The organism is Streptomyces sp. NBC_01571, assembly GCF_026339875.1.
GTDB lineage: Bacteria > Actinomycetota > Actinomycetes > Streptomycetales > Streptomycetaceae > Streptomyces.
The window spans coordinates 5,957,023-5,983,546 of the sequence record NZ_JAPEPZ010000001.1 but is presented as its reverse complement, the minus strand read 5'-3'; the positions used below and the strand labels follow the sequence as shown (position 1 = coordinate 5,983,546).

The window sequence follows — 26,524 nt, the reverse complement described above, 5'->3', positions numbered from 1 at the left end:
TGAGACGACCCTGTGACCTGTGCCACATCTGTCTATGTGCCAGATGAGTGGGGCTTGGCCACTGGTCGCAACCAGTGGTAGGCGGAGGGCAATTCGGACGTATTACAGAAACAGCATGATCACAGGCTTGATCATCTCTGTCCGCAATGCCCGTTACGGCGTCAATAAGGAGTGACGCACCGTGGATTCGGCCGCGGATTGAACAACTGTGGCGCACCACACGTTTCTTGAAGGTATGAGGGAGCCCCTGATACCGGTTGTACCCATGTCCCACACCGCTCACATACGTAGCCACCGGAAGCCCCGCCGCAACGCGTCGACGCTCGCGATGCGCGCCGGAGTTGCCGGTGGCGTTCTCAGCACCCTGGCCGTCGCCGGTGCGGCCGGCTCTGCGAACGCGGCCGAGCCCGTGACGCAGACCCTTGAACTGCCGACCCTGACGGCCGACCTCGCGACCCAGGTCGCCCAGTCCGCGGACGCCACCCAGCAGGCCGCGGCCAACTACGAGTTGCAGGCCGAGCGCGATGCGGCTGCGGCAAATGCCGCGAAGCAGGCCAAGGCGGACCTCGCCGACGCGAAGAAGAAGGCGGAGGCCAAGAAGAAGGCCGAGGCCGCGCGGAAGGCGGCGGCCGAGCAGGCCGCGTCGCGTTCCGCCGCGCGGACCACCCTGTCCGCTTCGGCCTCCACCTCCACCTCCACGGCCTCGACCGTCTCGGCGCCCGCCAGTGGCAGCGTCGCGACCGTCATCGCCTTCCTCAAGGCGCAGGTCGGCGACGCGTACGTGATGGGTGGGACGGGCCCCAACGCGTGGGACTGCTCCGGTCTCGTGCAGGCCGCGTTCAAGCAGGTCGGTGTCGACCTGCCGCGCGTCTCCCAGGACCAGTCGACGTCCGGTACGCCGGTCTCGCTGTCCAACGTCCAGGTCGGCGACATCCTGTACTGGGGTTCGGCCGGTTCGGCGTACCACGTGGGCGTGTACATCGGTAACGGGCAGTACCTGGACGCGGCCAACCCCTCCAAGGGCGTGGTGATTCAGGACCTCTCGGGCTACCCGGCCACCGGCGCGGTACGCGTTCTCTGAGCCGCACCCGCATCTGAAGTCCTACGGCTTGAGGGCCGCCGCCTGAGGGCGGCGGTCCCCGCCGTCGTGTCCCGGGGCCGACCGCCGCCCCTTCGGGCCCCAGAGGGCCCTCACAGCAACGGGAAGAGCCTCCCGGCGACGGCCGCCGGATGCGCCCCCGGCGGCCGGATGAACGGCCGCTGCTCGCGCACCCGCCAGCACGCGCCGCCGTCCGCGAAGCCGAGCCGCGCCCCCGCGCCCGCCTCCGGGCCCGCGCCCTCACCCCGCGCCTGGCCGACACCGACCCCAGCACCAGCACCAGCACCAGCACCCACCGTTGGCCGCCATTGTCGCCACGGTCGCCACGGTCGCCACGGTCGCCACGGTCGCCACGGTCGCCACGGTCGCCACGGTCGAGCATGCCCGCCGGGCGCCACGGCCGGGCATGCCCGCCGGGCGCCACGGCCGGGCATGCCCGCCGGGCGCCACGGCCGGGCGCACCCGCCGCTCCACGAGCTCCCCTCGAAGTGACCAAAACGGGCCAACTCCCGCAGAGGGGACGAGAGGTCATCCTGTTCACATCCCGGGCACGCCTGTCCGCACCGGCTCTCCCGGCGCGGCCACAAGGACGCGCCACGGCGGATGGAGAGCCGTCGTGAAGACGTCCCCGCGTGCCGGGCCGCCACGGAGACCGGGCCCGAGGGCCGGCCTCCGTGCGCCGCGCGGCGGACCCGGCCTCAGGCCTTCGGGGCCACCTTCGACAACCCGTTGATGATCCGGTCCATCGCGTCGCCGCCGGTCGGGTCCGTCAGGTTCGCCAGCATCTTGAGGGTGAACTTCATCAGGAGGGGGTGGGTCAGGCCCCGCTGCGTCGCGATCTTCATGACCTTCGGGTTGCCGATCAGCTTCACGAAGGCGCGGCCGAGGGTGTAGTACCCGCCGTAGGTGTCCTTGAGGACCCGGGGGTAGCGCTGGAGGGCCAGTTCGCGCTGGGAGGGCGTCGAGCGGGCGTGGGCCTGGACGATGACGTCCGCGGCGATCTGGCCGGACTCCATGGCGTACGCGATGCCCTCGCCGTTGAAGGGGTTCACCAGGCCGCCGGCGTCACCGACCAACAACAACCCCTTCGTGTAGTGCGGCTGGCGGTTGAAGGCCATCGGAAGGGCGGCGCCGCGGATCGGGCCGGTCATGTTCTCGGGCGTGTAGCCCCAGTCCTCCGGCATCGAGGCGCACCACGCCTTCAGGACCTCGCGCCAGTCCAGCTCCTTGAAGGAGTCGGAGGTGTTGAGCACACCGAGGCCGACGTTCGACGTGCCGTCGCCCATGCCGAAGATCCAGCCGTAGCCGGGCAGCAGACGGTCCTCGGGGCCCCGGCGGTCCCACAGCTCCAGCCAGGACTCCAGGTAGTCGTCCTCGTGGCGCGGGGAGGTGAAGTACGTACGGACCGCGACGCCCATCGGGCGGTCCTCGCGGCGGTGCAGGCCCATCGCCAGCGAGAGGCGGGTGGAGTTGCCGTCGGCCGCGACGACCAGCGGCGCGTGGAAGGTGACCTCCCGCTTCTCCCCCGTGTCGCCGAGCTTGGCGTGCACGCCCGTGATGCGGCCCGTGCGGTCGTCGATGATCGGGGCGCCGACGTTGCAGCGCTCGAACAACCGGGCGCCCGCCTTCTGCGCCTGTCGTGCGAGCTGCTCGTCGAAGTCGTCGCGCTTGCGGACGAGCCCGTAGTCCGGGTACGTGGCGAGATCCGGCCAGTCGAGCTGGAGGCGGACACCGCCGCCGATGATGCGCAGCCCCTTGTTGCGCAGCCAGCCTGCCTCTTCGGAGATGTCGATGCCCATCGAGACGAGCTGCTTGGTGGCGCGCGGGGTCAGCCCGTCACCGCAGACCTTCTCCCGGGGGAACGCGGTCTTCTCCAGGAGCAGGACGTCGAGTCCGGCCTTCGCCAGGTAGTACGCGGTCGTGGAACCGGCTGGCCCAGCCCCGACGACGATCACATCTGCGGTGTTTTCGGAGAGGGGTTGGGGCTCGGTCACGGCGGGGTCTCCCCAAGACTCGAAATCTGCGTGCTGACGGGCACTGGACATGGGCAGTCTATGCAGCGGTACTGATGACCTGGCTGAAGGGCTGCCCCCGTGAACCGAGCTCTCCCCGACGTCCGACTCCGTGTCCCCACCGACGAGGACGCGTTCGCCTGGCACCGGATCTTCGCCGACCCGGAGGTCATGGAGTTCCACGGCGGCCGGGCGGCCGAGTTGTCCGTGTACGAGGAGCTCACCGCGCGGCAGCGGCGGCACGACGCCGAGCTCGGATTCTGTCTGTGGACGATCGTCGACTCCGAGGGCGAGGTGCTCGGTTTCACGGGCGCGCAGCCGTGGCCGGGCGAGTGGGGGCCCAGAGGCGAGATCGAGATCGGCTGGCGGCTCGGGCGGGCGCACTGGGGCAAGGGGTACGTCACCGCGGCCGCGCTGACCACCCTGGAGCGGGTACGGGCGGCGGGCGTCGCCCGGGTCGTCGCCATGGTCAGACCCGCCAACGAACGGTCGATCGCGGTGACCCGACGCGTGGGCATGGAACTGGCCGAGGTCTTCGCCTATCCCACGCAGGAGGATGCCGCGCACTGCTACCGGCTCACCTTCTGACGCCCTCACCCTCTGACGCCTCCCGCGCGGGCCGCGCACGAAGGCTGCGCGCGGCTCGCGCGAGGGCCGCGGACAGCACGCGCGAGGGCCGCTGACGCCTTCCGCGAGGGACCGGCCGGGGCTTACCCTGCCGGTACCGCTGGGGGGTGACGTCCGTGCGCCTGACACCCGAGACACCCGAAGTGCGCGTACCGCGGCTCATCGGCCTGATGGCCGTGGACGCGCGGGAGAGGGCCGAGGCGCGCGGTGTGCTGCTCGCCGCGCCCGACCGGCCCGACTTCCTTCTCACCGTCGTCGACTACGTCGTACGCCAGTACCCTCCGCCCGGTTCCGAGATCCCCCGCGGTGCCGTGGTCACCGTGTGGTTCGACCTCGGTGACGCGGAGGGAGGCGCCGGGGTGCGCGAACCCCGGCCGCCGCTCCCGCCGTCGGGCGGTCTGCGCCGTGAGCTCGACGAGCCGGGAGACCCGTTCGAGGTGCTGAGAACCGTCAGGCCTTGAAGCCCCGGTGCAGGGCGACCACGCCGCCCGTCAGGTTCCGCCACGCCACCTTCGACCAGCCGGCCTTGCTCAGCCGCTCCGCCAGGGCGGGCTGGTCGGGCCACTCCCGGATGGACTCGGCGAGATAGACGTACGCGTCGGGGTTGGACGACACCGCGCGGGCGACCGGCGGCAGCGCCCGCATCAGGTACTCGGTGTAGACCGTGCGGAAGGGTGCCCAGGTCGGGTGGGAGAACTCGCAGATCACGACCCGGCCGCCCGGCTTGGTCACCCGGTACAGCTCGCTCAGCGCGGTGTCGGTGTCCTGGACGTTGCGCAGTCCGAAGGAGATCGTCACCGCGTCGAAGGTGTCGTCCTTGAAGGGCAGCTTCGTCGCGTCGCCGGCGGTCAGCGGCAGCCAGGGGTTGTTCTTCTTGCCGACCCGGAGCATGCCGAGGGAGAAGTCGCACGGGACGACGTACGCGCCGGTGCGGGCGAAGGGGAGCGACGAGGTCGCCGTACCGGCCGCCAGGTCCAGGATCTTCTGCGCGGGGCGCGCGTCGACCGCTTTCGCGACCTCTCTGCGCCACACCCGGTCCTGGCCGAGCGACAGCAGGTCGTTCGTCAGGTCGTACCGTTCCGCCACGTCGTCGAACATCGAGGCGACTTCGTGCGGCTGCTTGTCCAGGGATGCGCGGGTCACGGTCCCATTGTGGCAGCACGGGCCGGGCGGCTCTCCGGCGCCCGGCCCGTGCACGGGTGTCGTACGACCAGTCGGGGGAACAGTTTCGGCTTCTTCCGGGCCGCCACGTCCTCGACCCAGCCGCACAGCGGGATCGCGATCCGGATCAGCACCCGGCCGACGCCGGACATGAACCGGGCGGCGCGGACGAGCTGGACGACGAGCACCGCCGGCCGGCATCCAGGAGTCCACGAAGATCACCGAGTTGGAGGGGCCGACGAACACGGGGCCGTCTTCGGGCCCGTTGCCGCGTTCGCGACGGCCGCCGCGCCCTTGAGCCCGGTTTTCGACGGCCGACTCGGATTGCGTCCCTCGGACATTAGGGCGCCTTTATGCGCCCAATTCCCTGGCCCTCATGTGCGGCGCCCATGAAATCCGGTCCAACCTGTCCGTTCTCCGTGAGAATCCCTGAACGACCGCGCGGCTCAACGCCGGTGCATATGAACCCTATGCCCGGTCACATGTCCGACTCTTCCGATTCGAGACCCCCGTACATGGTCTGCCCATGGGCCTCCTGCATTCAGGGACGGCCATCGGATGAGCCACCTTTGAGCCCCGGAATCGCCGGAATCGCATTTTGTTTCCGTCCTGGGGCGGAAATCACGAGAGCCGGTGCATAGGCAATGATGAGTTTCCTGAGGCCGGCCGCCGGGCTCGTCTGTCTGTTCGCTCTGGCCGAGGCGGGGTGCTCCGCACGCGCCGACGACACCTCGGACGCGGCACCCGGGGTGCCTCACACAGCAGGACTGGGGCGTTCGCGCGGGCCTTCGCGGGATGAGCCGAGCCCCTTCGACGGCCGAGCGGGGACGTCCGACAGCCGAGCGGGTGGACGTCCGACAGCCGAGCGGAGGACGTTCGACGGCCGTCCCGAAGCGGCTCAGCGGCGTCGGTGCACCAGCCGGCCGGCGCAGACGGTCGCGACGCACGTCCCGTCCGTGTCGAAGACCGCGAGATCGGCACGTCCGGTGTCGGCGATCGCGGTCTCGCGGGCACGCGGAAGCACGGCGACCTCGTTGCGGACGGCCGCGGCACGCAGGTCGGGTGTGCCCGCGTACCGCTCCAGTACGGCGGTGGAGCCCGACTTCAGGACCGCGTGCACCCGTTCGCGCGGGGACGGCGCCTGCGGCAGCGGGCCCTCGTGGACCAGCGCGGGCCCGAGCACACCGGGCCAGCGCCTCAGCCGTGCCCCGGGAAAACGCTCCAGCAGCTCACCCAGGAGCCCTGCCCCCACGACCCGGTCCCCCCGCACGGCCACCGCGCCGTCCCGCACGGCCTCCGCGTCCCAGCTGAGCCGCAGCTCGTCGGCGGCGTGAATGGTCAGCACGACAACGTCAGTTGGACGCGAGCAGCTTCAGCTCGGGGTGGGCGGTGCCGCCCGCGATCGCGGTGGACGAGATGTGCGACATGACCCGCTCGTCGACCGGGTCGTCCGCCGGGTCGTCGTGGACGACGATGTGCTCGTACGTCGTGGTCCGCTGGGCGGGCACGCGCCCGGCCTTGCGGATCAGGTCGATGATCTCCATGCGGTTGGAGCGGTGCTTGGCGCCGGCCGAGGAGACCACGTTCTCCTCCAGCATGATCGAGCCGAGGTCGTCCGCGCCGTAGTGCAGCGAGAGCTGGCCGACCTCCTTGCCGGTGGTCAGCCAGGAGCCCTGGATGTGGGCCACGTTGTCGAAGAAGAGCCGGGCGATCGCGATCATGCGCAGGTACTCGAAGAGCGTGGCCTGCGTGCGGCCCTTGAGGTGGTTGTTCTCGGGCTGGTAGGTGTACGGGATGAAGGCGCGGAAACCGCCGGTCCGGTCCTGTACGTCGCGGATCATCCGCAGGTGCTCGATGCGCTCGGCGTTCGTCTCGCCGGTGCCCATGAGCATCGTCGAGGTCGACTCGACACCCAGCCCGTGCGCGGTCTCCATGATCTCCAGCCAGCGCTCGCCGGACTCCTTGAGCGGGGCGATCGCCTTGCGCGGACGCGCCGGCAGCAGCTCCGCACCGGCGCCCGCGAAGGAGTCCAGGCCCGCGGCGTGGATCCGGGTGATGGCCTCCTCCACGCTCACCTTGGAGATCCGGGCCATGTGCTCGACCTCGGACGCGCCGAGGGAGTGGATGACCAGCTGGGGGAAGTTCTCCTTGATCGCGGAGAAGTGCTTCTCGTAGTACTCCACGCCGTAGTCGGGGTGGTGTCCGCCCTGGAACATGATCTGGGTGCCGCCGAGTTCGACGGTCTCCGCGCAGCGGCGCAGGATGTCGTCGAGGTCGCGGGTCCAGCCCTTGGCGGTGTCCTTCGGCGCGGCGTAGAAGGCGCAGAACTTGCACGCCGTGACGCACACGTTCGTGTAGTTGATGTTCCGCTCGATGATGTACGTCGCGATGTGCTCGGTGCCGGCGTACCTGCGGCGGCGTACGGCGTCGGCGGCGGCGCCCAGCGCGTGCAGCGGGGCGGCGCGGTAGAGGTCGAGCGCCTCTTCCGGGGTGATGCGCCCGCCCTCGGCGGCACGGTCGAGGACGGACTGAAGGTCGGCCTTCTCGGTCACCGGGAGCGTCCCTTTCATAAGGGTGTGGACGGACCTGGCCAGCCTACGCCAGCCCCACCAGGAGCCCGACGTCAGGCCGCGTACGCCCCCATCAGGAGCCCGACGTACGCCCCCGCGATCAGGAACGGCCCGAACGGGATCGATGTCCTGCGCCCGGCGCGGCGCGCGAGGACGAGGCCCAGTCCGTACAGTCCGCCGAAGAGGAACCCCGCGAAGGTCCCGAGGACGACGGTCCCCCATCCGTACCAGCCGAGCACCGCCCCGAGTCCCAGCGCGAGCTTGACGTCCCCGAACCCCATGCCGTTCGGATTGACGAGGAAGAGGACGAAGTAGGCGCAGCCCAGCGCGAGTGCCCCGAACAGCGCGGTCGGCCAGCTCCCGGCGTGCTCGGGGAGGACGGCGGCGGCGCCCAGCAGCGCGAGCGCGAGGCCCGCGAGCGGCAGGGTGAGCACGTCCGGCAGCCGCTGCACCCCGAAGTCCACGACCGCGAGCAGCACTCCGAGCGGCGCGAGCAGCAGCCAGGCGCCCAGCTCGGGACGGATTCCGGTGGCGAGGGCGAGACCCGCGCAGACCAGTGCGGTGGTGAGGGCCACGAGGGGCGTGCGCGGTCCGTACGACGCTGCGACAGCGACCCGTGCCGGGCGCCCCGCGTCGCCGGACGCCGCCGGCACCGTACGGCCGGCGCACTCGGCGCAGCGGGCGGGTCCGAGCCAGCCGCCCGCGACACCGGTGATGGCGTGCCCGCCGGGACACCGGTCCCGCCATGCCTCGTCCGGCTCGACGGAGAAACGGTGGGCGGCCCGCGGCACGAGCACACCCGCCGCCGCGCCCCAGGCGGCGGCGACGGCGGTCAGCCAGAGAACGGGGTCCACGCGCACACCCTACGCAGCCGGCCGCGGTCCGGGCAGGGCCTGTCTCCCGTGGTCCCTCGCCCCCGCCCGGACCTCATGGGCCCTGCCTCGTCGGCTACTTGGGCAGTTTCGACATCCGCGCCACCGGATCGCCCGCGTCCGTGTTGTCGGTCGCGTACTTGAGGTCGCCCCCGGCGGGCGTCAGCCGCACCTCGTGGCTGCCCGTCGTGCAGGTGCCGGGGTTGGACTTCCTGGCGATGCTCGTCGCGGTCAGCCGCTGGTCCGTGACCTTCTTCAGGACGAGTACGTCGTCGCATACGCCGCCGATCAGGTCGGTCGACCGGAACGTGCCCAGTTCCCTGCCCACGGCGGCGCGGTGCAGGGTGACGCGGAACGTGCCCGCGGGCAGCTTCCCGTCCAGCGCGTAGGCGTCGCCCTCCCAGGTGCCGAGGTACTTCGCGGGCACCGAACCGAGCTCCGTGCCCGCCGGGCCGGACGCGTCCGGCGAGGCCGCCGGACGGCTCGCCGTCGCGTCGGCACCGCCGGAGTCCGAGGGGTGACCGCCGCCCGGCAGCAGGTCGAAGAGGAACGCCGAGCCCACCGTCACCGCCGCCAGTGCTCCGGCGACCGCGAGAGCCACCGTGCAACTGACCCTGTGTCCACGGCCGTTCGTGCCGGAGGCCGAGGTCGCGGCCAGACTGACGGAGAGCTTGCCGGGGTCGTGGCCGGGACCGGTGGAGTGGCCGGCCCGAGCCTGGACCTGGGCCGCGTCCCGCGGCTCCCGCTGGTCGGGTACGTGTGCGGGATGCGTGGCATGCGCGGGGTACGGGGGCATCGCGGGCGGCGGCCCGAAGACTCCGCCCGCCCCCTGCGAACCGGCGCCCGACATCCCGGCCTCCGGCGACCCGGCGCCGGAATCCGTGCCCACCGAGGGGCTGTTGAACCCCACCGGTCCCGACGGCGCGGCCTCCGTCGCCTCCAGGTTCAGCAACTGCACGGCGCTGCGGCTGACCTGCTCGACCAGCGGTCCCGGCAGCCATCCCGCCGTCACCGAGCGGGCCGCTCCGCCAGGAGCCAGTCGCGCGGCCACCTCGGCGGGGGCCGGCCGCCCGTCCGGGTTCTTCGCCAGACAGGCCGCCGCGAGGTCCCGCAACTCGCCCTCCAGGGAGCCGAGTCTGGGTTCCTCGTGCACCACCTTGTAGAGGAGGGCGGCCGAGGAGTCACCGGGGAAGGGGGACTCCCCCGTCGCCGCGTACACCAGTACCGCGCCGAGCGAGAAGACGTCGGCCGCTCCCGTGACCGGCTTGCCGAGGATCTGCTCCGGCGACATGTAGCCGGGAGAGCCGACGGAGACGCCCGTCGAGGTGAGCGAGGCCGTGCCGTCGGTCGCGCGGGCGATGCCGAAGTCGATGAGGAGGGGGCCGTCGAGGGTCAGCAGGACGTTGGAGGGCTTGACGTCGCGGTGGACGAGGCCGAGCACGTGAACGGCCCCGAGCGCCTCGGCGAGGCCCGCGCCCAGCACCCGTACGGACGGAACGGGCAAGGGGCCGGCGTCCCCGACGGCGGCCGCGAGCGAGGGACCGGCCGCGTATCCCGTCGCCACCCAGGGCACCGGTGCCTCCGGGTCCGCGTCCAGGACCGGGGCCGTCCACGCGCCGCCCACCCGTCGCGCGGCCTCGACCTCGCGACGGAACCGGGCGCGGAACTCCTCGTCCAGCGCGAAGTGCGGGTGCACGATCTTGACCGCGACCGTACGCCCGCCCGCGCTGCGGCCCAGGTACACACGCCCCATGCCACCGGAGCCGAGCCGGCCGAGCAGCCGGTAGGGCCCCACGACCGTGGGTTCGTCGACTCCGAGCGGCTGCATGACACTCACAGCTCATCCCTCCCCCGTACGCACTGGACGCACTGCCCAGCAGGGTAGTTCCGTACGCCTCCGAGCGCCCGGGGCCCCAGGGCTTCAGAACCTCAGGGCTTCAGCAGCTCCACCCGTACGTCCGCCGGGAACCCGGTGGTCGAGCCGACCCGCCGGGCGAACTCCCGTACGGCCGCCAGCTGCGGGGCCCCGAAGCGGAAGTCGAGGGTGGTGAAGTACTGCTCCAGGACCCGCTCGTCGAAGGCCTCCCAGCGGGCGGCCTGCTCGGCGACCTTGGAGACCTCGTCGAGGGAGAGGTCCCGGGAGGAGAGGAACGCCTCGTGCACCTTGCGGGTGACGAGCGGCTCGCGCTCCAGGTAGTCGCGGCGGGCGGCCCACACGGCGAAGACGAACGGCAGCCCCGTCCACTCCTTCCACAGGGTGCCGAGGTCGTGCACCTCCAGACCGAACTTCGGCCCGTCGAGCAGATTGGCCCGCAGCGCCGCGTCACCGATGAGTACGGCGGCGTCGGCCTCCTGCATCATCAGGCTGAGGTCGGGCGGGCACGTGTAGTAGGACGGCTGGACCCCCACGCTCTCGGCCAGCAACAGCTGCGCCAGGCGTACAGACGTACGAGAGGTCGAGCCGAGGGCGACCCTGGCGCCGTCCAGCCGGTCCAGCGGGACCTGCGAGACGATCACGCAGGACATCACCGGACCGTCGCAGCCGACCGCGATGTCGGGGAAGGCCACCAGCTCGTCGGCGTGCTTGAGGAACTCGACGAGCGTGATGGGCCCGATGTCGAGGTCGCCCTGCACCAGCTTCTCGCTGAGCTTCTCCGGGGTGTCCTTGGTGAGCTCGAAGTCGAGGAGCGTGCCCGTTCTCGCGAGCCCCCAGTAGAGGGGCAGGCAGTTCAGGAACTGGATGTGGCCGACGCGCGGCCGGGTGCGAGAATTGTCCACATCGCGAGGCTAGACCCCATGCGATACGGTGCAGTCCTCAGGGTCCCCGCGAGGCTTCGCCGGCCGTCCCGACCCCTTGTGTCCACCCTCGCGCCGAGGGGCCGACACCACGACGTCAACGCATACGCCGGACGGATCAGACATCCGGGTGACGTGATCTTTCCCCCTATTGCTTTCGGCTGCCTGCGTGCTAGGCTCGCCGCAAGTTGCAGTTTGGTTTCCCTTGCAGTACAGAGCCTGCGGAGCATGTGACCGCGGGCTCTCGTCGTTTTCAGACGTATGCAGTTGTTTACACAATCGCAGGTTCTGGAGCAGGGCAACCCTTTGGGCCCAAGGAGGGCTTATGGCTACCGGAACCGTGAAGTGGTTCAACGCCGAAAAGGGCTTTGGTTTCATCGCCCAGGAAGGCGGCGGCCCGGACGTCTTCGTCCACTACTCCGCGATCAACGCGAGCGGATTCCGCTCTCTCGAAGAGAACCAGGCGGTTTCCTTCGACGTCACGCAGGGTCCGAAGGGCCCGCAGGCGGAGAACGTCACTCCGCTCTAAGCCTTCGGCTCCATGAGCCCAATGCTTTGATCCGGAACGGATAGCAGTACCCAAGGAGCCCCGCGCCAGCCGGTCGCGGGGCTCCTGCCTTTCCCACCGTTCGCCACTCCACCGGATCCCGCCGCTCCACGGCGTCACGGCGTCACGACTTCAGGTACAGGCTCTCGATCTCCTTCGCGAAGTCACGTTCGATCGCGGCCCTCTTGAGCTTCAGGGTGGGGGTGACATGACCGGCCTCCTCCGTGAAGTCCACCGGAAGGACGGCGAAGCGGCGGATGGACTCGGGGCGGGAGACGAGCTTGTTGGCCTCGTCGATCGCGCGCTGGAGGATGACGTTCAGTTCGGGGTCGTCGACGAGGAGCTCCGGCGGCACGGGATGCTTGCCGATCATCTGGCGCCAGTGGGTGATGCCGTCGAGGTCGAGGGTGACGAGGGCGGTGACGTAGGGCCGGCGGTCGCCGAGGACGATGCACTGGGCGATCAGGGGGTGCGAGCGGAGCCAGTTCTCCAGGGGCGCGGGGGCCACGCTCTTGCCGCCCGCGGTGATCAGGATCTCCTTCTTGCGGCCGGTGATGGACAGATAGCCGCCGTCGTCCAGCTCTCCGATGTCGCCGGTGGCGAACCAGCCGTCGGGAGCCGCGTCGACCACTCCGCCCGCGTGCGGATCCCAGTAGCCGCGGAAGATCTGTGCGCCGCTCAGCAGGACCTCTCCGTCGCCCGCGATCCGTACCCGGGTGCCCGGCAGCGGCCAGCCCACCGTGCCCAGCCGGGGTTTGAGCGGGGGCGTGACCGTGGCGGCCGCGGTGGCCTCCGTCAGGCCGTACCCCTCGTAGATCTCGATACCGGCGCCCGCGTAGAACGCGGCGAGGCGGCGGCCGAGCGGGGAGCCGCCGCAGATCGCGTAGCGGACCCTGCCGCCGAGCGCGTTGCGGATACGCCGGTAGACCAGCGGGTCGTAGAGGGCGCGGGCCGCCCGCAGGGAGCGGGAGGGACCCGGGCCGGTGCCGTGCTGCCGGGCCTCGACCGCCTCGCCGTAACGGCACGCGATGCGCGCCGCCCGGTCGAAGGACGCGCCGCGGCCCATCTTCTCGGCCGTCGCCCGGCCGGTGTTGAACACCTTCTCCAGGACGTACGGGATGGCCAGCAGGAACGTGGGCCGGAAGCTCGCCAGGTCGGCGAGCAGGTCCTCGGTGTGCAGGCTCGGCGCGTGCCCCAGCCGTACCCGGGCGCGCAGGCAGGCCACCGCGACCATCCGCCCGAACACGTGCGAGAGGGGCAGGAAGAGGAGCATGGACGCGGCGTCCGACGTCTTGGTCCTGAAGATCGGGTAGAGCAGCTCGACCGCGTTGTCGATCTCGGCGAAGAAGTTGCCGTGGGTGAGCGCGCAGCCCTTGGGGCGGCCGGTCGTGCCCGAGGTGTAGATGAGGGTGGCGAGCGTGTCGGGGCCCAGCACGCCGCGGCGCACGGCGACTTCCTGGTCCGGGATCTCCCGGCCCCGCTCGGCCAGCCGCTCCACGTGCCCCTTCTCGAAGACCCACATGTGCCGCAGGTCGGGGATCCGGTCGCGCTCCGGGCCGAGCGCGGATGCCTGGGCCACGGTCTCCGTGGCGAGGGCGACGGCTCCCGAGTCCTGGAGGATCCAGCGGACCTGGAAGACGGACGAGGTGGGGTAGACGGGCACGGTGACGAGCCCGGCGGCCCAGGCGGCGAAGTCCAGCAGCGTCCACTCGTACGTCGTCCGCGCCATGATCGCGATGCGGTCGCCCGGTGCCAGGCCCTCGGCGATCAGCCCCTTCGCGACCGCCAGTACCTCGGCGGCGAACTCGGCCGCCGTCACGTCCTTCCAGCCGCCGCCGGGGTCCTTGCGGCTGAGGACGGGTGCCCCGGGGGCGTCGGTGGCGTTGTCGAACGGGATGTCGGCGAGCGAGCCGTGGGTCACCTGGGCGACCAGGGGCGGCACGGACACCTCGCGCACGACGCCGTCCAACCGCCTGATCTCCGGCTCCACGAGGGAGGGCGGGGAGGGGTACGGGCTGGGCACGGGGCGACTCCTTCGTCTGCCGGACCAGGTCGGCCCGAAGGGGGGCCGAAGTCTCATACGGGCCTGGGGCGTGGGGGGTTCATGCGAGACAGGGGTGAGCGGGATCGTACGGGGCCGGGGTGTGGGGTTTGTGGGTGTTTGGGGCGGGCGAGGTGCGAGTTACCCGAGGTAGCCCATTCCTTCGCCCCCGCCGCCCCTACCCGTGCCCTCCCCGGCGCTCCGCCCCGGACCCCGCCAGGGGGCTCCGCCTCCTGGACCCCCGCCGACCGAAGGGCTCACCCTCGCACGCCGGACGAGCCGAAAGGCGATTGGACAGACCCACTTCTGATCCGTGGCGTAGCCTTACCCCGGGTAACTTACTCTGGAGTAAATCTACGTCCCCGCCGGGAGTTGGACAATGGCCGACCGCCACATGCTCTCCATGACCCCTCACCTCCTCCGCGGGGCCCTCCTCTCCCCCCTCAAGCGCCCCCGCCCGGACGCCCCCGTCCCCCCGACCCGGCTCGTCCGCCAGGATCTGTCCATCGATCTCGCCCACCTGGCCGGCTACGAACGCATCTGCGGCTTCGCCACGGGTTCGGACGCGCTCCCGATCACGTACCCGCACGTCCTCGGCTTTCCGCTCGCCATGCGCATCATGGCGAGCCGCCCGTTCCCGCTGCCGCTGCTCGGGCTGGTCCACACGTCGATCGAGATCAGGCAGCGGCGGGCACCGGCCGCCACCGGAACGTACGAACTCGCCGTGTACGTCGAGGGACTGGCACCGCACCGCCGCGGGACCGAGGCCCGCGTCGTCACGGAGGCGAGAGCGGGCGGCGAACTCGTGTGGGCGTCGAGGAGTACGTATCTGGCGCGGCACCGGACAGTCGTGGGATCCCCCTCGACAGCTCCGGGACCGGCACCGTGGGGGAACGCGGACACGGCGACGCGTCCCCTCCCCGCCCGTGCCGAATGGCGTCTCGGCGGCGACGTCGGACGCCGCTACGGCGCCGTGTCGGGGGACCGCAACCCCATCCATCTGCACCCGTTCACCGCCCGCCTCTTCGGCTTCCCCCGGGCCATCGCGCACGGCATGTGGACCGTCGCCCGCTGCCTCGCGGAACAGGGGCCGCAGGGCCCTGTGCGCGTGCGCGCGGACTTCCGGGCCCCCGTCCTCCTGCCGGGCACCGTCATCTACGCCGCCGACGGCCCCGCCTTCGAACTGCGCGCCCCCGGCGACCAGGGCCACCCGCATCTCACCGGGGAGGTGCGCCCCGGAGACCCCGACCGGGTGTAGGCCGAGTCCGCACAGGGTCCAGGCCGGTCTGTCCCTGGCCGTCGAGCGATGGCGGCAGCGATGGCGGCGTCGGTGGCGACCAGGGGCGGTTCTCCATGAGGTCGCCCAGGCCCGCCCAGGCGAAGTTCATCAGGGTCGCCGCGGCCTGCTTCGCGGAGACGCCCGGCGTGGCGTTGGCCCAGGCCGCGAGGGACTCCGCGGCACCGACGAGGGCCTCGGCGAGCCCGGCGACCTCGCGCTCGGGCAGGGACGGATCGCGATGCGCCTCACGCGCGGCGATCAGGATCAACTGGGTGACGAACGCGACGAGTTCCTCGCGCATCGTGGCGACCTCGGCCGCGAACGGCTCGCCGTGCGTGCGCGCCTGGCGGTGCAGCACCGACCAGCCGTCGGGGTTCTGCGCCGTGTGGGTGAAGAACGCCCGCAGCCCTTCCCACAGTTGGCGGTCGGCGGTCAGGCCGGGCCTGACGCCCGCGCGCACCGCCGCGGTCAGCGCCACGGCCTCACGCCGGATGCAGGCGGTGAACAGGTCTTCCTTCGAGTTCAGGTACAGGTACACCAACGGCTTGGACACGCCTGCCAGATCGGCGATCTCGTCCATCGACGCGGACCGGTAACCCCGCTGCCCGAAGGTCCGCACAGCGGCGTCCAGCATCTGCTGCTCGCGCACCGCACGCGGCATCCGCTTGTTCTTCACAGCACCCATACGGGCAAGCGTACGATCGGCCGCCGCCTGTCCGGCACCGGACAGGCCGGGGCCCGGGACCGTGCGGCCTGCGGTGCGGGGGTGTCAGGAGGGCCGGTGTCAGGAGGGCTGGCTCTGCGCGCCGCGGGCGGCGTCGTCCGCCTGGTCCTCCTGGCGCCGGTTCTCCTCCAGGTTGGCCCTGGCGCGGTCCACGCGCGCGACGACCTGGGCGGAGGCCCGGTCCCGCTCCTTGCGCAGCACGACGAAACTGATCGGCGCGGAGATCACCAGGGCGAGGAGGACGACCCACATGTAGTTGGAGTCGCCCAGACCGCGCGGAGCGATGCCCGAGTAGACGAGACCCCAGACGACCACGAGGCAGCCTGCGAAGATACCGAGGCGCATCAGCGTGTAGCGGCCCATGTCAATCCACTCTTCCGTTCCGAACCGTTTCGAACGTTCCCAAAGGGCACCGTCCAGTGAAGCACGCCGGGAGTGCGGATCACTCAGGGGGGCCTCACTCGCCGCGCGGCAGAGGCAGCAGCATGATGATGTCGTCCCGGTCGTCGCCCGGTGCGACACGTATCGCCTCGGGCACCCGGCCGACCTCCTTGTAGCCGCAGGAGGCGTAGAAGCGCTCCAGTCCCTCCCCGCCCCGGCAGGTGAGCCGGAGCGCGTCGAGGCCGAGGTCACGGGCCCGTCGCTCGGCCTCCTGGAGCAGCTCGGCGCCGTAGCCGCGGCCCTGGAGCGCGGGGTCGACCATGACGGTGTAGAGCCAGGCCCAGTGGCGCATCAGGGGGTGGTCGTTCAAGGAGAGGAAGGCGGTGGCGGCGAGCCGGCCGTCGTCGGTGAAGGCGGCGAGGAGCCGGGTGCGGCCCTCGGCCATGGCGCCGAGGTGGGCCTCGGCGCGGGGGCGTATGTCGGCAGGGGTCACCGGCGGCACGAATCCGACCGCGCCGCCCGCGTTGGTGACGTCCGTCCAGAGCGCGAGCAACTGGTCGGGCAGGGACGGGGTCGGCTTCGTGTCCTCGGTGAAGAGGGTGAACGTCAGTGGCACGGTCACCCAGGCTAGAACATCGAGGTCAGAGCTCCCTCAACCGCGGAGGTCGCTCCGTTGAACAGCGGCCGGCGCGCGCCGGTACGTCAGACGCGCATCGGCTGCGGGGCCTCGCGGCGCTCCGGGTCCGGGCCGTCGTACTCGCGGATGATCTCGTAGCGGGTGTTGCGCTCCATCGGGCGGAAGCCGGCGTCGCGGATCAGGTCGAGCAGATCCTCGCGGGTCAGCTTGTTCGGGGTGCCGTAGTTGTCCGCGTCGTGCGTGATCTTGTACTCGACGACCGAGCCGTCCATGTCGTCCGCGCCGTGCTGGAGGGCGAGCTGCGCGGTCTGTACGCCGTGCATGACCCAGAAGACCTTGACGTGCGGGACGTTGTCGAACAGCAGCCGGGAGACCGCGAAGGTCTTCAGCGCCTCGGCGCCGGTCGCCATCTGGGTGCGGGCCTGGAGCTTGTTGCGGACCTTGCCGTCCTTCATGTCCACGAAGTCGTGCTGGTAGCGCAGCGGGATGAAGACCTGGAAGCCGCCGGTCTCGTCCTGCAGCTCACGGAGCCTGAGGACGTGGTCGACACGGTGGCGGGGCTCCTCGATGTGCCCGTACAGCATGGTCGCGGGGGTCTTGAGGCCCTTGGAGTGCGCGAGGCGGTGGATACGCGACCAGTCCTCCCAGTGGGTGCGGTGGTCGACGATGTGCTGGCGCACCTCCCAGTCGAAGATCTCCGCGCCGCCGCCGGTCAGCGACTCGAGGCCCGCCTCGATCAGCTCGTCCAGGATGTCGGAGGCCGACATGCCGGAGATCGTCTCGAAGTGGTGGATCTCCGTCGCCGTGAACGCCTTCAGCGAGACGTTCGGCAGGGCCTTCTTCAGCTCGCTGAGGGAGCGCGGGTAATAGCGCCACGGGAGGTTCGGGTGCAGGCCGTTGACGATGTGCAGCTCGGTGAGGTTCTCGTTCTCCATCGCCTTGGCGAGACGGACGGCTTCCTCGATACGCATCGTGTACGCGTCCTTCTCGCCCGGCTTGCGCTGGAACGAGCAGTAGGCGCACGACGCGGTGCACACGTTCGTCATGTTGAGGTGGCGGTTGACGTTGAAGTGGACGACGTCGCCGTTCTTCCGCGTGCGCACCTCGTGGGCGAGTCCGCCGAGCCAGGCCAGGTCGTCCGACTCGTAGAGCGCGATGCCGTCCTCGCGGGTCAGCCGCTCACCGGCCCGGACCTTGTCCTCCAGCTCGCGCTTGAGCCCGACATCCATGCTCACACCTTTCTCCGACAGACCCCCCAACCGTACGCCCAGCCTGGTCGCCGCCGGTTCACGGCCCCGCCGGAGGGGACCCGGCGGGCGCTCGGGAGGGGGCGCGCCCCGAGAGTGCGCTCATGGTCGTCAGCATTCCCCCGGGTGCCGTGAGGCGGCCCAGAGGTCGGGGAACTCCCCATGGCGGCCGGGGGATTCGCTCCGGAACCGACGGTGTCAGGAAGCGAAGGCGATGACGGCCAGGATCGGGTAGAGCACGCCCAGGGAGCCGGTGGCGAGCCCGATGACGCTTCGACCCCGGTGGAGACCGCGGGCCAGACCGAGGCCGCCGAAGGTGACGGCGAGGCTGCCGGCCAGGAGCGGGACCGCGATTCCGACGAAGCCGGAGAGTGCCACGGCGATCAGGGCGACGATGCCGAGGCCGAGCGACACCGGCCCGTAGAGGGCCGCGGGGCTGTCGGCGGAGGTGTTTCCGGTTCCGGTGGCCATGTCGGCTTCCTTGCTGTCGGCGTCGGAGTCCCCGGCACGCAGGTACGAAGATCCTGCACGCCCCATCATGGCACTCACGGAAATCCGGCAGGACGAGACCCCGGACGCCCGCTCGACCCGATGGATGCGGCGGGAACCGGTACGAGGAGAGGAAGCGGCATACGGGCGCGGGCACTTGACCGGCGCCCCCCACGGGGAACCGCCCCCCGGCACGACGTACCCCCGGCGGCCCCGGGAGCACGTCCCGCCCCCCTCCTATTCCTCCTCGGGCAGCTCCCCCACCCGGTTCTCCCACTTCGTGGAGAGCACGATCGTCGTACGGGTCCTGGAGACGCCCTTCGTTCCCGACAGCCTCCGGATGGTCTTCTCCAGGCCGTCCACGTCGCTCGCGCGCACCTTGAGCATGAACGAGTCGTCGCCCGCGATGAACCAGCAGTCCTCGATCTCACCGAGGTCCCGCATGCGGTGGGCCACGTCCTCGTGGTCGGCCGCGTCGGACAGCGAGATGCCGATCAGGGCGGTGACCCCGAGACCGAGCGAGGCGGAGTCGACGGTGGCGCGGTACCCGGTGATGACCCCGGCCGCCTCCAACCGGTTGATGCGGTCGGTGACGCTGGGCCCCGACAGACCGACGAGGCGCCCCAGCTCCGCGTAGGACGCCCTGCCGTTCTCTCTCAGGGCCTGGATGAGCTGCCTGTCCACCGCGTCCATGCGATCGCTAGCCTTCCGCTGAAGTGTGTGAGTCCTGAAGTGTGTGAGTCCGCTGAGTCGTGCGAGGTCGTTCCGTCGTGTCGAGGTGGTGCTGACGCGGTACCGAGGTGGTACCGGGAGGTCCTGCCGCCGGTGCTCAGGTCGCGCGGGAGCCACCGCCGAGTTCGCCCTCCCAGCGGCGGTACAGCCGGTGTTCGACGCCGGCGGCGTCCAGCACCCGCCCGGCGACGAAGTCCACCAGGTCCTGGATGTGCGTGGCGCCCGCGTAGAAGGCCGGCGAGGCGGGCAGCACGGTCGCGCCCGCGTCGTCCAGGGAGACCAGGTGGCGCAGCGTCTGCCCGTTCAGCGGGGTCTCGCGGACGGCGACGACCAGCCGGCGCCCCTCCTTCAGGGTCACGCTCGCGGCGCGTTGCAGCAGGTCCTTCGACAGGCCGAGGGCGACGCCCGCCACACAGGCCGTGGAGGCGGGCACGATGAGCATGCCCTTGGAGGGGTACGAACCCGAGGACGGGCCCGCCGCCAGGTCGCCCGCGCTCCAGTGCCGTACGGCGTCGAGGTGCCCCTCGGGAACGTCGAAGGCGCCGGGCTTGCCGTCCGCGCCCCGCGCCAGCCATTCCCGCAGGTCGTCCCGCCAGTGCGCGTCGCGGAAGGAGAGTCCGGTCTCGTCGAGGAGCGTGAGCCGCGAGGCCCTGCTGACGACCAGGTCCACGCTCTCTCCCGCGGCCAGCAACGCACGCAGCACAGCGGCGGCGTACGGCGTACCCGACGCGCCGGACACCCCCACGATCCAAGGCCGGCGCTGCGTCTGTCCTGGCTTCATGATGTCGAGGGTATCCGGCGGCTGTCGGGATTCAGACCGTGAGCCCGCGGACGAGCAGATCGAGCAGGGCGCACACGAACAGAGCGATGCCGATGAACCCGTTGACGCTGAAGAACGCGCGGTTCAGCCGGGACAGGTCGTGCGGCTTGACGATGCTGTGCTCGTAGAGGAAGGCGCCCGCGACGATCACCAGGCCGAACCAGAAGAAGGCACCGGCGCCGGTGGCGAGGGCGTACCAGACGAAGAGCGCGGTGGTGACGGCGTGGCAGACCCGTGCTCCGCGGACGGCGGCGGGGATGCCGAAGCGCGCCGGTACGGACATGACACCGACCTCGCGGTCCGTCTCGACGTCCTGGCAGGCATAGATCAGGTCGAAGCCGCCGATCCAGACGCCGACCGCGAGTCCCAGGATCACCGCGTTCCAGGACCACTCGCCGGTGATCGCCAGCCAGCCGCCGATCGGTCCCATCGCCTGCGCGAGCCCCAGGATGGCCTGCGGGAAGTTCGTGAACCGCTTGCCGTAGGGGTACACCACCATCGGGATCACGGCGATGGGCGCGAGCGCCAGGCAGAGCGGGTTCAGCAGGGCCGCCGCGCCCAGGAAGAAGACCACGGCGACCAGCGCGCCGGTCCAGGCGTGCTTCACGCTCATCGCGCCGGTGACCAGCTCGCGGTGGGCGGTGCGGGGGTTGCGGGCGTCGATCTCGCGGTCGATGATCCGGTTCGCCGCCATCGCGAAGGTGCGCAGCCCGACCATCGCGACGGTCACCAGGAACAGCCGTCCCCAGTGGATGTTCTCGTCCAGCTCGTACATCGCGGTCAGCGCGGCGATGTACGCGAAGGGCAGTGCGAACACCGAGTGCTCGATCATGACGAGGCGCAGGAACGCCTTGGTGCGGCCCGGCTGCGGGAGCGCCGCGGAAGCTGAACTCACAGCCCGTACTCCTTCCAGCGGCGGTCGACCGTCGCTGCCGTCTGTGGGTCGGACAGCACCATCTCGGGCCAGCCGCCGTCCCGGGTGTAGCCCTCCTCGGGCCATTTCCTCGTCGCGTCGATACCCGCCTTGCCGCCCCAGAACTGCTGGTAGGAGGCGTGGTCGAGGTGGTCGACGGGACCCTCCACGACCGTGAGGTCACGGGAGTAGTCGGTGTTGCCCAGGGCCCGCCACGCGACCTCGTGGAGATCGTGGACGTCGCAGTCCGAGTCGACGACCACGATGAGCTTGGTGAGGGACATCATGTGGGCGCCCCAGACGGCATGCATCACCTTCTGGGCGTGTTTGGGGTATTTCTTGTCGATCGCGACGATCGCGCAGTTGTGGAAGCCGCCCGCCTCCGGCAGGTGGTAGTCCACGATGTCCGGCACGATGATCTTCAGCAGGGGCAGGAAGAAGCGCTCGGTGGCCCGGCCCAGCGGGCCGTCCTCGGTCGGCGGCCGGCCCACGACGATGGACTGGAGCAGCGGCCGCTTCCGCATGGTCACGCAGTCGATGGTCAGCGCCGGGAAGGGCTCCTGCGGCGTGTAGAACCCGGTGTGGTCGCCGAACGGCCCCTCGGGCAGCGTCTCGCCCGGCTCCAGCCACCCCTCCAGGACCACCTCGGCCTGCGCGGGGACCTGGAGCGGGACGGTCTTGCAGTCCACCATCTCGATCCGCTTGCCCTGGATGAACCCGGCGAAGAGGTACTCGTCGATGTCACCGGGCAGCGGCGCGGTGGAGGCGTACGTCACGGCGGGGGGACAGCCGAAGGCGATCGCGACGGGCAGCCGCTCCCCCCTGCGCGCCGCGACCTGGTAGTGGTTCCGGCTGTCCTTGTGGATCTGCCAGTGCATACCGATGGTGCGCTTGTCGTGGCGCTGCAGACGGTAGAGCCCGAGATTGCGGATGCCGCTCTCGGGATCCTTGGTGTGGGTCAGCCCGAGGTTGAAGAAGGAGCCGCCGTCCTGGGGCCAGGTGAAGAGGGCGGGCAGCGCGTCGAGATCGACGTCGTCGCCGCGCAGGACGACCTCCTGCACCGGTGCTTCCTTGACCTTCTTCGGCGGTACGTGGGCCATCGCGCCGAGTTTCCCGAAGGCCTCGCGCACCCCCACGAATCCGTGCGGCAGCTCGGGCCTGAGCAGTCCGCCGATCTTGTCGGAGATCTCGCCGTACGACTTCAGACCGAGGGCTTTCAGCAGGCGCCGGTCGGTCCCGAAGACGTTCATGGCGAGCGGCATGGCGGAACCGCGCACGTTCTCGAAGAGCAGCGCGGGGCCGCCGGCCTTCTGCACCCGGTCGACGATCTCCCCCACCTCCAGGTACGGGTCCACCTCGGCCTTGATGCGCTTGAGGTCGCCCTCGCGCTCCAGTGCCCGCAGCAGGGAGCGAAGATCGTCGTAAGCCATGCGTTCCAGTATCGCCGAGGCCCCCTGGGCGGCTGCGTGCGCCCCACCGTCGCCGGGCGGGCGGGGGCCGCCCCGTCCGGCGATCGGGGCCGACCCGGCTCGCCGCGGCGGGGCCAACCGCTACCCTGGCCGCGTCACCGGGGCCGTGTGCCGCCCCGCCGTCGCTCACTGGGGGACCGTTCGGCCATGCTCAGGTATCTGCCCTTCCTGCTGGTCCTGGCGCTGTGGATCTACGCCTTCATCGACTGCCTGAACACTCCCGAGGAAGAGGTCCGCGGCCTGCCGAAGGTGGTGTGGGTGATCATCATCCTGCTCTTCGGCGAAGTACTGGTCGGGCCGGTCGCCTGGCTCGTCGCGGGCCGCACGCGCCGCGGGGGCCCGGCGGGCGCCGCGGCCACCGGCTGGCGCCGCGACCAGGGCACGCCGTACGTCGCCCCCGACGACAACCCGGAGTTCCTCAACTCGCTCAGGACCGAGAAGGCCGAGCGGCCGGACCGTGACGAGGCACTCCTGAAGGACTGGGAGGCCGACCTGCAGCGCCGCGAGGAGGAGTTGCGGCGGCGGGAGCAGCGGAGCAAGTCCGACGACGAGTCCTGAGCCGGGCGAACGGCCCGGCGGAAGACCGTCGTTGGGGACGCGTTGTCGGTGACGCGGGCTAGGGTCCGCCGCCATGACCTCTCGCCCGGACGCCATCAGGGCGTCGTACGACACCGTCGCCGACGACTACGCCGAGCTGCTCAGGACGGAGTTGGCGGACAAGCCGTTCGACCGGGCCGTGCTCGGGGCCTTCGCGGAGAAGGTGAAGGACGGCGGCGGCGGGGTGGTCGCGGATCTCGGGTGCGGGCCCGGCCGGGTGACCACATATCTGGACGGGCTCGGGCTGGACGCGTACGGGATCGATCTGTCGCCGGGGATGGTGGCGGTGGCCCGCCGCCGCCATCCGGAGCTGCGGTTCGAGGTGGGGACCATGACCGCTCTCGACATCGCGGACGGCGCACTCGCCGGAGCGCTGGCCTGGTACTCCACCGTGCACACGCCACTGGAGGAACTCCCGCTGTTCTTCGGAGAGTTCCGCCGCGTACTGGCTCCCGGCGGCCATCTCCTCCTCGCCTACAAGGTGGGGGACGAGCGGGTGCACCTGGACCACGCGTACGGGCACGACCTCGACCTCGACGTCCACCGCTTCCCGCCCGAGCGGGTCGCGGGACTGCTGCGCGCCGCCGGGCTGGTCGAGGTCGCGCGTCTCGTCCGCGAGGCCGACGCGCGGGAGAAAACGCCCCAGGCGTTCGTACTGGCCCGCAGGGAGCGGGAGTAGCCGGAGTGCCCCGACGCGCCACCCCCGCTGTCCACGCTCCACGCTGTCCGCCGATGGTCTGAGCGCCCCGCCCCGGCTCATACCTTCGGCCGTCGCCCGTAGACCATCGGCGGACGGCGCCGTGGCGGACCGCTTCCCAGACTGGGTCGGGACGACGACACGGGGAGGCGCGATGCAGGGGATCAGCCGGGCTCGGTTCCTGGGAATGGCCGCGGCGGGGACGGCGGCGGCGGTGCTGCCCGCGGGGCGGGCCGGGGCGACGGCCGGCCGGCGTGGACTGACCTACCGGGGCGCGGTCTACGAGGTGGCGGACGGGGGGACACCCGGCACGGGGTGGAGCGCCCGGCGGATGCGCGGCGACCTGCGCGCCCTCGCGCACGACCTGCACGCCAACTCCGTCAAGGTCACCGGCGACGGAGTGGAACGGCTCGCCGCCACGGCCACCGAGGCCGCGGAGCGGGGCCTGCACGTCTGGCTCGAACCGACCCTGGGCGACGTGCCGGAGCGGGACATCCTCGACCATCTCGCGGAGACGGGCCGCTCCGCGGAGCGGCTGCGCCGGCAGGGGGCCCGGGTGCACCTCAGCGTGGGGTGCGAGTTCGTGCTGTACGTGCCCGGGATCGTGCCCGGCGCCAACGCCCAGGAGCGCGTCGAGAACCTCCTCAACGGCACGTTCGACCCGGTGACGATGGCACGGCGCCTGCACCGCTTCACAGCGCGGGCGGCGGGCGTGGGCCGCTCCGTCTTCCGCGGGCGGCTGACGTACGCCGCCGCGCAGGACGAGGACGTCGACTGGGGGCTCTTCGATCTCGTCGGCGTCGACTACTACGGATTCTTCCGGCACCGTGACGCGTACGTCCGCGATCTCTCCCGGTACACCCGGTTCGGGAAGCCCGTCGCCGTCATGGAGTTCGGCTGCTGCACCTTCGAGGGCGCTCCGGAGCGCGGCGGCATGGGCTGGGACGTCGTCGACCACGGCAAGGAGCCGCCGGAGATCAAGAAGGGCATCGTCCGCAGCGAGCACGCACAGGCCGCGTATCTGACGGACGTGCTGTCGGTGTTCGAGTCGATGGGCCTGTACTCGGCGATGGCGTACACCTTCGTCACCCCGGACGCCCCGCACCGTCCCCGCGATCCGCGCCACGATCTCGACACGGCGAGCTACTCCCTCGTCAAGACGGTCGAGGACCGTCGGCCCGGCGCTCCGGACGCCGCCGGCTGGCACTGGGAGCCGAAGGAGTCCTTCCACGCGCTGGCCCGGCAGTACGCGCGGCACTGCCGCTGACGGTCCGTCCGGGTCCGGCTCGCCGGGAGAGCGCTGTCGCGCGTTGCCCTCGCGCTCCGGCCACAGGAGAGTAGGAGTCATGGAGCGCATCGATCAGGCAGTCGGCCCGGCACGGGCCCGCGCGTGGCTCGCCACCGCCGTCGAGGAGGCACGCGCCGGGCTCGCGGAGGGCGGCATCCCCATCGGCGCCGCGCTGTACGGCGCCGACGGCACCCTCCTCGGGCGCGGCCGCAACCGGCGCGTCCAGGACGGCGACCCGTCCATGCACGCGGAGACCGCGGCCTTCCGTGCCGCCGGACGGCAGCGGACCTACCGCGGTACGACCATGGTGACCACCCTGTCGCCGTGCTGGTACTGCAGTGGTCTGGTCCGGCAGTTCGGCATCTCCCGGGTCGTGATCGGGGAGGCCGGGACCTTCCACGGCGGCCACGGCTGGCTGGCCGAGCACGGTGTGGAGATCGTCCTGCTGGACGATCCCGGGTGCGCGGCCATGATGCGCGACTTCGTCGAGAAGAACCCGGCCCTGTGGAACGAGGACATCGGTGAGTGACCCCCGGGCCCCCCGCCGGGCGGAGCCCCCGGCCCGCCCTCGCATCCCGACCGTCGATCTGCGGCCGTGGCCGGCCGGCGACCGGGCGACCCGCGCGCGGATCGCCCGTACCGTCGACGACGCCCTGCGGACCGCCGGTTTCCTCCTCGTCACCGGCCACGGCGTCGACCCGTCCCTGCGTGCCCGGATCCGGGCGGCGGCGCGCGCCTTCTTCGTGCTGCCCACGGAGACGAAACAGCCGTACGCCGCCCGGGTCGGCGGACGCGGCTGGCTCGGTCCCGGCGCCGAGGCCAACGGGTACTCCGAGGGCACCGAGACCCCGCCGGACCTCAAGGAGTCGCTGACCTTCGCGACGCACGAGCCGTTCGAGGACCCGGAGACCAACGCGGAGTGGTACGCGCCCAACGTGTGGCCGGCGGAAGCCCCCGGGCTGCGGGAGCTGTGCGTGGAGTACCTGGCCAGGATGGGCGAACTGGAGAACCACCTGCTCGCCCTCCTCGGCGAGGCGCTCGGCCTGGAGCCGGACTTCTTCACCCGGCACATGGACCACCCGACGTACGGCTTCAACATCAACTGATATCCGGGGACGGAGGTCGTGGGCGCGCCCGAGCCGGGCCAGTTCCGTATCGGCCCGCACACCGACTTCGGCACCGTCACCCTCCTCGACCGGCAGGCCGGCAAGGGCGGGCTGCAGGTCTTCACGGACGAGGACGGCTGGCAGGACGCCCCCTTCGATCCGGCGGCGTTCACCGTCAACATCGGTGATCTGATGGCCCGTTGGACGGGCGACCGATGGCGTTCGGGGCGGCACCGGGTGCTGCCGCCGCCCGCGGACGCGCCCGCCGAGGAACTGATGTCGCTGGTCTACTTCGGCGAGTGCACGCCGGGGACGGTGGTGGAGTCCGTACCGGCTCCGGTGGGCCGCGTCGCGTACCCGCCGGTCGACTCCCACACGTACCTGCGGGACAAGCTCGATTCGATCACTGTGGGCTAGCCG

Annotated in this window: 28 protein-coding genes and 1 pseudogene; 10 read left to right on the top strand and 19 right to left on the bottom strand. The window is 71.3% G+C overall.

Annotated elements, in window-relative coordinates:
- Nucleotides 1-235 precede the first annotated feature (235 nt).
- A complete protein-coding gene (locus OHB41_RS27055) occupies nucleotides 236-1,081 on the top strand; it encodes a C40 family peptidase (RefSeq protein WP_266700751.1) in 846 nt (281 codons plus the stop codon).
- 110 nt (nucleotides 1,082-1,191) lie between these two features.
- Here OHB41_RS27055 and OHB41_RS27050 read toward each other — a convergent pair whose 3' ends face one another.
- Both OHB41_RS27050 and OHB41_RS27045 read right to left on the bottom strand, forming a co-directional pair.
- Nucleotides 1,192-1,395, bottom strand: coding sequence for a hypothetical protein (locus OHB41_RS27050; RefSeq protein WP_266700750.1), 204 nt, complete (start codon nucleotides 1,393-1,395; stop codon nucleotides 1,192-1,194).
- A 402-nt stretch (nucleotides 1,396-1,797) separates the two neighbouring features.
- Nucleotides 1,798-3,093, bottom strand: coding sequence for a geranylgeranyl reductase family protein (locus OHB41_RS27045; protein WP_266700749.1), 1,296 nt, complete (start codon nucleotides 3,091-3,093; stop codon nucleotides 1,798-1,800).
- Nucleotides 3,094-3,192: 99 nt separating this feature from the next.
- On the opposite strand from OHB41_RS27045, the gene OHB41_RS27040 reads away from it, so the two are divergent.
- Together OHB41_RS27040 and OHB41_RS27035 are read left to right on the top strand one after the other, a co-directional pair.
- Nucleotides 3,193-3,699 (top strand): GNAT family N-acetyltransferase, encoded by a 507-nt coding sequence (locus OHB41_RS27040; RefSeq protein WP_266700748.1) that lies wholly within the window; start codon nucleotides 3,193-3,195, stop codon nucleotides 3,697-3,699.
- 155 nt (nucleotides 3,700-3,854) lie between these two features.
- A complete protein-coding gene (locus tag OHB41_RS27035; protein ID WP_266700747.1) occupies nucleotides 3,855-4,199 on the top strand; it encodes a PASTA domain-containing protein in 345 nt (114 codons plus the stop codon).
- On the opposite strand, the gene OHB41_RS27030 is transcribed toward OHB41_RS27035, so the two are convergent.
- The 7 genes from OHB41_RS27030 to OHB41_RS27000 form a co-directional block, all read right to left on the bottom strand.
- Nucleotides 4,189-4,881: a demethylmenaquinone methyltransferase gene (locus tag OHB41_RS27030; RefSeq protein WP_266700746.1), complete on the bottom strand. Its 693-nt coding sequence runs from the start codon at nucleotides 4,879-4,881 to the stop codon at nucleotides 4,189-4,191. The two genes, OHB41_RS27035 and OHB41_RS27030, sit on opposite strands and share 11 nt — an antisense overlap.
- A complete protein-coding gene (locus OHB41_RS27025) occupies nucleotides 4,878-5,087 on the bottom strand; it encodes a hypothetical protein (protein ID WP_266706578.1) in 210 nt (69 codons plus the stop codon). The genes OHB41_RS27030 and OHB41_RS27025 overlap by 4 nt, the downstream gene beginning before the upstream one ends.
- Nucleotides 5,088-5,797: 710 nt before the next feature.
- Complete coding sequence (locus tag OHB41_RS27020; RefSeq protein ID WP_266700745.1) at nucleotides 5,798-6,244, bottom strand: hypothetical protein; 447 nt, start codon at nucleotides 6,242-6,244, stop codon at nucleotides 5,798-5,800.
- Between the two features lie 7 nt (nucleotides 6,245-6,251).
- The gene (mqnC, locus tag OHB41_RS27015; RefSeq protein WP_266700744.1) at nucleotides 6,252-7,451 is read right to left on the bottom strand and encodes a cyclic dehypoxanthinyl futalosine synthase; all 1,200 of its coding nucleotides are present in this window, start codon (nucleotides 7,449-7,451) and stop codon (nucleotides 6,252-6,254) included.
- 71 nt (nucleotides 7,452-7,522) lie between these two features.
- Complete coding sequence (locus OHB41_RS27010; protein WP_266700743.1) at nucleotides 7,523-8,329, bottom strand: prepilin peptidase; 807 nt, start codon at nucleotides 8,327-8,329, stop codon at nucleotides 7,523-7,525.
- 88 nt (nucleotides 8,330-8,417) lie between these two features.
- Nucleotides 8,418-10,169: a serine/threonine-protein kinase gene (locus OHB41_RS27005; RefSeq protein ID WP_266706161.1), complete on the bottom strand. Its 1,752-nt coding sequence runs from the start codon at nucleotides 10,167-10,169 to the stop codon at nucleotides 8,418-8,420.
- 101 nt (nucleotides 10,170-10,270) lie between these two features.
- Entirely contained in the window at nucleotides 10,271-11,119 is an 849-nt protein-coding gene (locus OHB41_RS27000; protein WP_266700742.1) for a menaquinone biosynthetic enzyme MqnA/MqnD family protein, read from the bottom strand.
- Nucleotides 11,120-11,462: 343 nt separating this feature from the next.
- Between OHB41_RS27000 and OHB41_RS26995 the strand changes: the two genes are divergently transcribed.
- On the top strand, nucleotides 11,463-11,666 hold the full coding sequence (locus OHB41_RS26995; RefSeq protein WP_148009945.1) for a cold-shock protein: 204 nt from the start codon (nucleotides 11,463-11,465) through the stop codon (nucleotides 11,664-11,666).
- Between the two features lie 142 nt (nucleotides 11,667-11,808).
- Here OHB41_RS26995 and OHB41_RS26990 read toward each other — a convergent pair whose 3' ends face one another.
- Nucleotides 11,809-13,764, bottom strand: coding sequence for an AMP-dependent synthetase/ligase (locus tag OHB41_RS26990; RefSeq protein WP_526024967.1), 1,956 nt, complete (start codon nucleotides 13,762-13,764; stop codon nucleotides 11,809-11,811).
- Nucleotides 13,765-14,104: 340 nt separating this feature from the next.
- Between OHB41_RS26990 and OHB41_RS26985 the strand changes: the two genes are divergently transcribed.
- Nucleotides 14,105-14,983: a MaoC/PaaZ C-terminal domain-containing protein gene (locus OHB41_RS26985; protein WP_266700740.1), complete on the top strand. Its 879-nt coding sequence runs from the start codon at nucleotides 14,105-14,107 to the stop codon at nucleotides 14,981-14,983.
- On the opposite strand, the gene OHB41_RS26980 is transcribed toward OHB41_RS26985, so the two are convergent.
- From OHB41_RS26980 to OHB41_RS26940, 9 genes are all read right to left on the bottom strand, one after another.
- On the bottom strand, nucleotides 14,943-15,689 hold the full coding sequence (locus OHB41_RS26980) for a TetR/AcrR family transcriptional regulator (RefSeq protein WP_266700739.1): 747 nt from the start codon (nucleotides 15,687-15,689) through the stop codon (nucleotides 14,943-14,945). The two genes, OHB41_RS26985 and OHB41_RS26980, sit on opposite strands and share 41 nt — an antisense overlap.
- Before the next feature lie 99 nt (nucleotides 15,690-15,788).
- Complete coding sequence (locus OHB41_RS26975; protein ID WP_266700738.1) at nucleotides 15,789-16,091, bottom strand: DUF4229 domain-containing protein; 303 nt, start codon at nucleotides 16,089-16,091, stop codon at nucleotides 15,789-15,791.
- A gap of 94 nt (nucleotides 16,092-16,185) precedes the next feature.
- Complete coding sequence (locus OHB41_RS26970; protein WP_266700737.1) at nucleotides 16,186-16,725, bottom strand: GNAT family N-acetyltransferase; 540 nt, start codon at nucleotides 16,723-16,725, stop codon at nucleotides 16,186-16,188.
- Nucleotides 16,726-16,811: 86 nt separating this feature from the next.
- A complete protein-coding gene (gene mqnE, locus OHB41_RS26965; RefSeq protein WP_266700736.1) occupies nucleotides 16,812-17,975 on the bottom strand; it encodes an aminofutalosine synthase MqnE in 1,164 nt (387 codons plus the stop codon).
- A 216-nt stretch (nucleotides 17,976-18,191) separates the two neighbouring features.
- Nucleotides 18,192-18,464: a hypothetical protein gene (locus OHB41_RS26960; protein WP_266700735.1), complete on the bottom strand. Its 273-nt coding sequence runs from the start codon at nucleotides 18,462-18,464 to the stop codon at nucleotides 18,192-18,194.
- A 255-nt stretch (nucleotides 18,465-18,719) separates the two neighbouring features.
- Nucleotides 18,720-19,175: an Lrp/AsnC family transcriptional regulator gene (locus OHB41_RS26955; protein WP_148009934.1), complete on the bottom strand. Its 456-nt coding sequence runs from the start codon at nucleotides 19,173-19,175 to the stop codon at nucleotides 18,720-18,722.
- A gap of 136 nt (nucleotides 19,176-19,311) precedes the next feature.
- The gene (locus tag OHB41_RS26950; protein ID WP_266700734.1) at nucleotides 19,312-19,995 is read right to left on the bottom strand and encodes a UbiX family flavin prenyltransferase; all 684 of its coding nucleotides are present in this window, start codon (nucleotides 19,993-19,995) and stop codon (nucleotides 19,312-19,314) included.
- Nucleotides 19,996-20,026: 31 nt separating this feature from the next.
- Entirely contained in the window at nucleotides 20,027-20,929 is a 903-nt protein-coding gene (mqnP, locus tag OHB41_RS26945; protein ID WP_266700733.1) for a menaquinone biosynthesis prenyltransferase MqnP, read from the bottom strand.
- Entirely contained in the window at nucleotides 20,926-22,377 is a 1,452-nt protein-coding gene (locus tag OHB41_RS26940) for a menaquinone biosynthesis decarboxylase (protein ID WP_168529482.1), read from the bottom strand. The genes mqnP and OHB41_RS26940 overlap by 4 nt, the downstream gene beginning before the upstream one ends.
- A gap of 186 nt (nucleotides 22,378-22,563) precedes the next feature.
- Here OHB41_RS26940 and OHB41_RS26935 point away from each other — a divergent pair, with 186 nt between their 5' ends.
- The 5 genes and pseudogenes from OHB41_RS26935 (at nucleotide 22,564) to OHB41_RS26915 (ending at nucleotide 26,521) form a co-directional block, all read left to right on the top strand.
- Nucleotides 22,564-22,974, top strand: a complete 411-nt coding sequence (locus tag OHB41_RS26935) for a PLD nuclease N-terminal domain-containing protein (protein ID WP_266700732.1) — start codon at nucleotides 22,564-22,566, stop codon at nucleotides 22,972-22,974.
- A gap of 73 nt (nucleotides 22,975-23,047) precedes the next feature.
- Nucleotides 23,048-23,692, top strand: coding sequence for a class I SAM-dependent DNA methyltransferase (locus OHB41_RS26930; protein WP_266700731.1), 645 nt, complete (start codon nucleotides 23,048-23,050; stop codon nucleotides 23,690-23,692).
- A 172-nt stretch (nucleotides 23,693-23,864) separates the two neighbouring features.
- Nucleotides 23,865-24,977 carry a glycoside hydrolase family 113 protein gene (locus OHB41_RS26925; protein WP_266700730.1) on the top strand — a complete coding sequence of 371 codons (1,113 nt, stop codon included), beginning with the start codon at nucleotides 23,865-23,867 and terminating at the stop codon, nucleotides 24,975-24,977.
- Nucleotides 24,978-25,056: 79 nt separating this feature from the next.
- Entirely contained in the window at nucleotides 25,057-25,527 is a 471-nt protein-coding gene (locus tag OHB41_RS26920; protein ID WP_266700729.1) for a nucleoside deaminase, read from the top strand.
- Nucleotides 25,520-26,521, top strand: a pseudogene (locus OHB41_RS26915) (isopenicillin N synthase family dioxygenase). Before OHB41_RS26920 ends, OHB41_RS26915 begins: the two are co-directional and overlap by 8 nt.
- Nucleotides 26,522-26,524 lie beyond the last annotated feature (3 nt).